Annotated in this window: 5 protein-coding genes; 4 read left to right on the top strand and 1 reads right to left on the bottom strand. The window is 60.2% G+C overall.

What is annotated here, in order from left to right; genetic code table 11:
• Positions 1–124 precede the first annotated feature (124 nt).
• From ABZX22_RS44880 to ABZX22_RS44865, 4 genes are all read left to right on the top strand, one after another.
• The gene (locus tag ABZX22_RS44880; RefSeq protein ID WP_024957548.1) at positions 125–493 is read left to right on the top strand and encodes a hypothetical protein; all 369 of its coding nucleotides are present in this window, start codon (positions 125–127) and stop codon (positions 491–493) included.
• A gap of 471 nt (positions 494–964) precedes the next feature.
• Complete coding sequence (locus ABZX22_RS44875; RefSeq protein ID WP_024958712.1) at positions 965–1,210, top strand: hypothetical protein; 246 nt, start codon at positions 965–967, stop codon at positions 1,208–1,210.
• A gap of 36 nt (positions 1,211–1,246) precedes the next feature.
• Positions 1,247–1,432 carry a hypothetical protein gene (locus tag ABZX22_RS44870; protein ID WP_008268538.1) on the top strand — a complete coding sequence of 62 codons (186 nt, stop codon included), beginning with the start codon at positions 1,247–1,249 and terminating at the stop codon, positions 1,430–1,432.
• Positions 1,432–1,740 carry a hypothetical protein gene (locus ABZX22_RS44865; protein WP_024958711.1) on the top strand — a complete coding sequence of 103 codons (309 nt, stop codon included), beginning with the start codon at positions 1,432–1,434 and terminating at the stop codon, positions 1,738–1,740. The genes ABZX22_RS44870 and ABZX22_RS44865 overlap by 1 nt, the downstream gene beginning before the upstream one ends.
• Positions 1,741–1,773: 33 nt before the next feature.
• Here ABZX22_RS44865 and ABZX22_RS44860 read toward each other — a convergent pair.
• Positions 1,774–2,265: hypothetical protein (locus ABZX22_RS44860; RefSeq protein WP_354923403.1), on the bottom strand; the 492-nt coding region annotated here is incomplete at its 5' end.

Raw genomic sequence — 2,265 nt, 5'->3', positions numbered from 1 at the left:
TCCAGCGGTATCCGCACACCATCGGCCATTACCAGCTCACACGCTTACTGGGCACTTCCGCGTTGCTGACCGCTGAAGAAGCGGCCGCCCAAGGATGGATGGCCAAGCCGCACGGGAGCCCTGCATGACCAAACGCTACATTCTCCGCCCCCCAGAACGCTTGGTCGAAACCATCCACGAGACGTGGATTGACGCGCCCAGCAAAGCCGCGTTTCAAGCCCTGGCCGCCGCGCAAGGCCTGAGCATGCGCGCTGCACTGGCTCAACTCATCGAGCAACACGCCCAGATTCGAGAACCGTTTTCCCCTCGACGCCCGACGCCGTGGACCGGGGAGGGGTCGAAGGGGCGAGAGCGCTACAGGGCCGCGCTCCCCAGTGTGCAGCTGGGACTCCATGCCGTGACGGCCCTGCAGATTGACGCTAACCGGGCTGGGATTCGTCTGACCGAGGCCGTCCGCCAGCTGGTCTGGCTATGCATCCAAGCCAACGCCTGATCCCTCGGACGCCTTTTGCGGGCATGGGGCCAAGGACAGCCACGCGGAGGCTGGGGGAAGCCCTGGCCCACGTCCTAACCTCCCCGGAGGGGGCTTTTCAGGCGCGGCCCAGGCCGCGTTCTTTTGAGCTCTTGAAGAGAAAAAGGCAACGTCAAAAGTGGCATGAAGCAAAAGCGCATTGGGGGAAGGGCGGGTGGGGCCTCGGCTTCCGCCGGGCCCGACGCTGGGCTGGAAATGTGAGGTGTTTTAGGGTTTTTGTGTTTTCTGCTTTTTTCCGTCAGTTTTGTGTTTTAGTCATAAAAATGTAGGGTCAATCTATTGCGAAAAGTTGGTTTTCTTTTACTTTGAGATCAGAGAAGAGCGCCGATGCTCTTTAACCAAAGGGAACCCCATGTTGACGTTCTTTGCTTTTTGCCTCTTGGCTGGATTGGTCGCCGGATTGGCCATTGCTGATCGACTGGATGCGCTCTGATGAATACCCGCAGCCAAACCCAAGCGCCCGCCCGGTCCTCCACCCCTGGAGCCCTCCTGCGATTCCTGTTCGACGCCATGTCGGGCATGGGAGCGGCCAAGCTGGGATGGGAGATGGTGACCGACCCCAAGGCCAAGCTGTCGGACATTGCCATCGGCGTGTCGCTCTGCCTGGCTCCTGCAGCGATTGCGGCCACTTGGGCGCTTTGCCTGTTCGGCATCGCCCAACACCACCAGCTTTTTTGAAACCCGAACCCCTGACAACCACGGAGGACCTCGCTCGTGCGAAAACTTTTCAACAAACTGCTCAACATCGCCCTTTTTGGCATGGTTCTGTTCGCCCTGGACCAAGTCCCGGAACGCCTGGATCGCATGTCGCAAACCGCCCAGAACCTGGTTCAGCAGGTGGGCTACTCGGGCCCCATGCAGGGCATCCCCTCGGGCGTGCCAGACGGTTACGAGTTCTGATGACCCCCGCACCCTGGCCATCGTCGGAGCTCGTTCGCCTCGCATGGGCGGCACGCCGGGATCCTCTTGCCCGGCAGCACCTGCTTCAGGCGTTCCAAGAGGGGGCCGATTTCCATACCCCTCTGTCCAGCAGCGATCTGAACGACGACCTGTTTGCCGTCCCTGGGGATTGCTTGGCCGGGGTGGTGATTCGGGAAATGACGGGCGTCAAGGACGCCGAAGAGTGGCTGCACGCGTTTCTTCGCGCGCACGAGTTGCATCAAGCGCTGCCACCTGCTGTGGGAAGCGCTGGCAAGCGGCGCTTCTGATGAACGTGAGCACGCAGTAACGGGTGGTCAGGGCTACGCCTTGGGTTTCGCCGCGGTTTCCGCTCGCTTACCGAACTCCTTGCACCATTCGAGCATGTCTTGAACGTCCTTTAGCAGTTCGTCCGGACCCGGAAGCCAACTGGGGGTGTCGGTGGGTTGGGAGTGCTCGAATGCCGAATACTTCGTCATCATCCCGTCGATCAGTGCGCAGTCTGCTGGGGTGATTGCACTGAGCCGCTGTAGCTTGTTGAGCGTGTTGATCTCGCGCCGGTAGCGGTTGATGACGCCAGAACAAAGCTCGTCCTCTACAGAGCGCTCAACCAAGATTCGGAAGTTGCTGCAGGCGGCCTTCAGGGCAAGTTCTTTTAGTGGCGGATCAAGCTTCTTAAGCTGTCCGATGCTGCTGATCATTTGGTTCAAGCCGGATTGTGGCTTCAGAGAGAACGTATTGATCTGCGCCGGCATGCCGGTCCTGCTTCCATCGCGGGCGATCGATTCAACCGCGACCTTGACCGTAGGCTGATC

Origin of the sequence: Nonomuraea sp. NPDC003804 (genome assembly GCF_040610675.1) — a bacterium.
Lineage (GTDB): Bacteria > Actinomycetota > Actinomycetes > Streptosporangiales > Streptosporangiaceae > Nonomuraea.
The sequence above is the reverse complement of the archived record's forward strand: the minus strand, read 5'-3'. Positions and strand labels throughout refer to the sequence as shown.

Excerpts from the sequence above, each read along its gene's own strand:
- ABZX22_RS44880 (WP_024957548.1), top strand. The coding sequence starts at position 125 with ATGACCAAACGCTACATTCTCCGCCCCCCAGAACGCTTGGTCGAAACC.
- ABZX22_RS44865 (WP_024958711.1), top strand. The coding sequence starts at position 1,432 with ATGACCCCCGCACCCTGGCCATCGTCGGAGCTCGTTCGCCTCGCATGG.
- ABZX22_RS44875 (WP_024958712.1), top strand. The coding sequence starts at position 965 with ATGAATACCCGCAGCCAAACCCAAGCGCCCGCCCGGTCCTCCACCCCT.